Origin of the sequence: Histophilus somni, from assembly GCF_014202395.1 — a bacterium.
GTDB classification, from domain to species: domain Bacteria; phylum Pseudomonadota; class Gammaproteobacteria; order Enterobacterales; family Pasteurellaceae; genus Histophilus; species Histophilus somni.
Window position 1 is genome coordinate 1 of the sequence record NZ_JACHGQ010000022.1, and the last position, 6231, is coordinate 6231.

1 pseudogene is annotated in these 6231 nt (G+C 37.2%); it reads right to left on the bottom strand.

Annotated features, from left to right (window positions below):
* Positions 1-6049 (bottom strand): annotated as a pseudogene (locus tag HNR69_RS09430) (ESPR-type extended signal peptide-containing protein); the annotation flags it as partial.
* Positions 6050-6231: the final 182 nt, after the last annotated feature.

The window sequence follows — 6231 nt, forward strand, 5'->3', positions numbered from 1 at the left end:
AACTAAATTGGCTAGATACTTTATTCTCTATTCCTAATACTGCTGAATATTTACCCTCACCATCTATTTTATTCTCTGTACCTATTGCAATAGATTTCTCGCCCAATACCTCACTTTCATTACCTAATGCTATCGATTTTTTATTTTGTGCATGAGTCATATATCCTATCGCTATTGATTCTGCATTTTCTGATACGGCTTCATGTCCTATACTTATTGAGTAATTTCCTTTAGCCATTGTCTTTGTTGAGTCTGATATTTTTACAGAATCTGGTCCTGTACCTTTTAGATACTTAATAACCGCATCCGCCTGTACTAATTCAGTGCTGCTTTTTTCAGTATCGCCAAGTTTGATTTCAGCAATACCGACATTACCACCGAATTTTTTTCTGCCCTCTGCTTTCGATGTTTCATCATTTCCGATATTCTCACCAGTAACTTTTAAAAAGTCTTTACCCAAAGTCGCTGTTGAGGTGTACTCTTGCAATTTTTCAGCTACGGCTTTTGAGGTAACGACTTTTTCGTCATTTTTATCTACAGAAGTTGCTTTATTTAAAGTAAAGGTAATAGCATCATTTTCGGTTTTTGATGTTAGATCCATTCCGTCGCCTTTAATGGTTACTGTTGCACCAAGTTGACGAGTAAATTCATTGCCAGTATCACCTTTAAACGTCAAGCCTTTTCCAACGATCGCTTTGGCGACTTCTGATAGATCTTTGACATTGACGGCATTGTTAGAAATTGTAGAGGAGCCATTAGCACCGTCAGGGTTTCCAGAGAGGATTTTTTCAATAATGTCATTGTTTCCACTTCCAGCACCGTTTCCTAACCCACTTCCTAGATTTGTGATTGGTTTACTAGCTAAATCTAATCCGCTGTCAGTGAATTTATAGGTTGCACTAGTACCTACTTTCAACTCCGCAGATTTACTATCATTATTTTTAAAGATTAAAGCGTTATCATCACTTAACCCAACAGTCGATAAACCGGTAGCTTTAACATAAGTACCTCCATTCGTCGTATCTTTTTCAAGTGTCAATTTAGCTCCACTTTCAGGACTTAACTCAATTTTCTTATCACCGTTATTGGTAATTTTAATATTTCCGGCATCAGTCCCTGCACTCAATGTTGCACTATCATTTGTTAATTCAAGTTTTGATTTGCCATGTTCTAATTCTACAGTTGCTTTATCAGCACCAAGTGTTAACTTAGCGTTTCCCTTGCTAATTTCAGACACGCCACTGAATTTATCGCCAGTTAACGTTACAGATTTACTGTTATCTCCTGATGTGAAAACGATAGATTTTCCACCATTATTTTTTAGCTCAATTTTTGTATCATTATTAGCAATTGAAGTAATACCTGTTAAAGCCTCTTTTAATGCGATACTGACTTTTTTATTGTCCTTATCAACTGTAGTTTCAATATTTTTACTATCTCCTGCAATTGTTAATTCATTATGATCTTTACCTAAGGTATATACTTTGCTTTTATCCTTACTACTATTATCCCCCTTAACCGTGAAATTAGCGGCGACTTTTTCTAATCTCTTGTCTAAATATGCCTTATTTACAGCATGTTTATCATAAGTACCTTTTTTAGCACTATCTAAATTATCAGGAATTTCTTCTGTAATTAATACACTTTTAAAAGAAGGTTTATCTTTTATTCCTATTAATATGTTTTTATTACTTTTTTCATAATGAGTTCTAATATTATCACTTTTAAATTCTTCGTGATTTATATTTCCCGCCTTGATTGTTAATTTATCACCTAAGTAATGCGTTCCATATTCATCAGGTTGATCGCCAACGCCAAAAATAAATCCTTTATTAATCGCTGTTGTATTTTGACCAATGGCATCTTTAAAGGTCATTTCTGTTGGTGTTGAAGCAGTTGTTTTCCCATTATATTTAGCGACTTCAAATTTCGATTTCTTAAATCCTGTTTTATTAGAATCAGTTTCAACTTCCGCACCCAATACATTCACCGCCAATTTAGAAAATTCATCGGCGACAGCGTAAAGTTGGCTGCCGTTGATAGCGTCGGTTGAATTTTTATCTACCGCACCTGCGGCGACGTGTTTAATGATACGCTCATTACTTACCTTACCTATGCTTAAAACGGATTTTTTATCTCTCTCACTATCACTAGAACTAACACCACCTGACCATTTAAATTTAATATTTTTACCGTTAATAGCTACAGTAGCGTCTTTTTTAGCTTCTTCTTTAGCCGTCGCTTCTGACCCTTGCCCCAAGGCAATGGAATCCTCAGCGGCGGTTTTTACTGTTGCACCTTGCCCAATCGCTACCGCACCGACGGCGTCTCTCTCAGCTTTAGCACTATGACCGATAATAACGGCTTGTTTTGCCTTAAGTTCAGCTTCTGCTTTTGCTCCAATAATTACACTTTCTTTTGCTGATGTGGCTTTAGAAGCATTACCAATCAAAATTAATTCTGTATTTGCATTTTTTGTACCGTTGTTAGCTGCTTCACCTGTCGTATCTAATGCTTGAATATTGTTCCCTAACGCCACAATATCCGTACCGTTTTTGATTTTATTTTTGTTACCGATAGACGCTGTCCAAGCGGCATTTTCTATTTTTGTTCCATCTTCTCCAACCTTAACAGCACCTATTGCTATAGAACTTTTAGATTCTATTAATTCTGTTCCACTACCTATTACAACCACTGCACCATTTATTTGTTTAAATGTTTGTTGCACTTTATTATTAGACCCTAGTACAAACGAACTATGTACATCTACACTTACATTATTACCTATTACAACTGCATTTTCTGCTTTAGATTTTGCATTATGTCCTATGGCGATACCAGCGTTAGCACCACTTTCAGTACGAGCACCAACACCTATTGCAACAGAATGAGTGCCTTTTGCCCCGTCGTTGTTATAGTTGTCTGCATTTTTATCCATCCCTTGTACTGATAAGAAATGTAAATTGGTCGAGACATTTTTGAGTTTGTTATCCACATACTCTTTGTTGACGGCAAGTTTCGCATTATCGCCGTCATTAATCTTGTCTTCAATCGTGACTTTTTTAAAGCTCGGGTCTTCTTTCAAGCCGATGGTGAATGTCGCTTTTGAACTATCGTTTTTAAATTCTGTTTTTAGGTTTTTGCCTAGATATTTCTCTATCGTTGCACCTGACTTTTTCGTAACATCCCCTGCTTTGATTACAATGGTTGAACCTAAATAAAAAGGTGTATCTTTAGTATTAGGATTATTAGTTCCATCATCAAATTTATAGCCTCTATTGATAGCTGCAATACTTTTACGGATAGCATCTTCAAAAGTTGTTATTACTCCTGATGTATCACTTGAATCGGTTACATTTACTGCATCAAATTGGACTTTATCAAATTTTGTTGGATCATCTTTATTTACCGTCAACCCCAACTTACCTTTAAGATCATCAAGTTGTGCCCCAGTAATCGCCTGATCGGAAACCTCTGAAATCTCCCCTTTCGCTAAATGCCCAAAACGGATTTTTTCGCCAAGATCTTGCGAACCAATCACCTCATTCGCCCCTTTCGCCCCGACTAAGACTTTGCTTTTATCGACAGGTTGAGAATCTTTCAACGGTTCACCAGTTTTGGTGTCAACTTTGTAAAACTCGTTGCTCCCCTCTTTTTTCACTAATTTAACAGGTTTTCCGTCTTCTTCGGTGTAATAAACCACCAAACCTTCCTTTTTGACGTAGTTCAAGGCTTTTAATTGCCCCACGGTCGCCACGTCAGAGTCCAAAGCACCCGGTGCCACATTGACAATCCGACGTAAACCGACCGCACTTTTTTTCGCATCGCCTGTAGCACGGGAAGCACTTCCGTTATCCCAACCACCCACAGAAATAATCCCAGCAGCTTTATCATTGAAAATTTTATAGCTAGATCCTTCCGGCACATAGCCGTCCAATTCCATCGCACTTAGACTGTCTTTTCCACTCAAAACAGCGGTAGATTTATTGGCATCGTTTTTATCATAAAAATAATTGGTGGTGGAGCGATAGCCCAAGGCGACAGAGTTCATCATATCTGCTTTGGTTTCATTGCCTAAAGCCATTGAACTATGAGCATCTTTTCCAATACTTGCGTTATCTCCTAATGCCACGCCCTTTACAGCATAAACAGATGAACCTGTCCCTATAGCAATAGCGGACATTTCTAGTTCTACTTTATGCCTATCATCTCCAATTGTCGACCATTTTAACTTCGTTAAGTTACTGTCTTTTTCAGGATCTTGATTTTCAACTTTTGCACCATTACCAATAACTATAGATTTCTTTGCTTGATCCTTTATACTGGCACTATTTCCTAAAACGATGCTTTCACTTGATTCTCCTAAGGCTCCATAACCCATAGCTATTGTATTGTCTTTTGTTACACCAACGCCGGAACCGATAGCCACAACGCCCGCACCTGTTACTGTTGTTCCCGTTCCTAAAGCGATTGAGTTTTCTTTATGTACATTTGTCCCAACCCCAATCGCTATCGTATTACTTGCATATTGTCCGACATTGTTTAAAGCCCCTAAAACGACAGAATTTTGACCTTTTACATAGGAAGCTGTGCCTATGGCTACGGTATTATCTCCATTATTAATAGTGTAATAACCTATAGTTATAGCATGTTCCCCCTCTTTTGCTTTCTTTTTTATTGATTTTTTCTTGCCATCAGTCGTTGTTGATAAAAACTCATCTCCTTCTTCTTGATATTTTAAATCTAATCCCTTAAGAACCTGATTAATCTTACTGTTAATTTTTTTATCGTCTAAATGATTAGCAAACCCAGATTTAACAATCTCATTCTGATCTCCGGTTTTAAGATCTGTAACTCCAGTTGTTATTATTGTATTAACATCTTTTTGTTTATCTTCCCGAATCGTTCCAATACCTAGTTCTTGCATAAGTTTGGTTCTAAATTTTTGAGCTGAAGCCTCATCTATCTTAGCATTAGAAGCTACTTTGGTACCTATTGCGATGGATCCTTCTCCTACTGCTTTTGAGCCAGAACCATAAGATATTGCCCCTTTCCTAGTTGCTTCGGCTTCATTTCCTATAGCAAATGAGTTAGCAGCAAAAACTCTTGACTCATCCCCTATCGCAACCCCACCTTCTGCATCTTCACTCACAAAAGCACGAACACCAACAGCGGTTGAGCCTTTAGCTAAAGCAAATGATAAAGTCCCTAAAGCAAGTGAAGTATCCCCATAAGCAACCGATCTTGAACCAATAGCTATTGCACCTATTCCGGCTGAATAAGTTGGAGAATAGTGTCTATGATCTTGATTAGGTTTTTTCCCATATTTATCTACAAATATATCTCTGTCTAATATGTCCTTATAAGTAGTTTTTCCGTTATGATTTCCATCATACCCATAAATTTTCATAATAAGATCTTGCGGTAATGCGTCGGCGTATCCACCTTGGCTCAAGATATCATCATTACCTATAGCAATCGAAGCGTAACCTGCTGCCATAACATCTGAACCTATCGCTGTGGCTTGCCCGCCTCCAGCATAGACATTATTCCCAATCGCAGTTGTTTGACTACTATAACCGACTGCACCATGACCTAATACAGTCATACCAACTTGCTCATCTCTACCTGCCGCCATAGGACCTATGATTACAGATTTTTGTACATTTGTATTTATTCTACTACCATACCTATTTAAATTTTGATTATTTCTATTAGGTTGAACAGGTGCTATTAAAATATTTTCACGTCCAGTATTTTTCCAATAACTTGACAAACTCCATTTTTCTCTTACTCCAGCAGCACCTGTAGTTGCTTCCATATCTATATATACTATATCAGCATATGAAACACTGCTCACACCAAGCATCCCCGACATCAACAACGCCAACGGTGAAAATTTAAAAATGCCTAAAAAATTACCCCAAAACGCACCGCACTTCGGTTTACTCTTCGAACTGCTCGCTATTTGGCGATTGCTTGCCAATTCAGACACAACTTTCGTTTGACCCGTTGTTACATCGTATTTGGTTTTGAAGATTTTGTTCATAAATTCACTCTCTTTAAGTTTTTAAAATTAGGTTTTTTATTGATTTATTTTGTTGATTTTTTTAACTTTTTTATGGTTGTTTATTGATTAAACGTTTTGCTTTTTAGATAGATTGATAAATAAATCGGCGATGCCTTGCTTTTTAAGACACAACAAAAAAAGGCGAATAATACTTTCGCCGA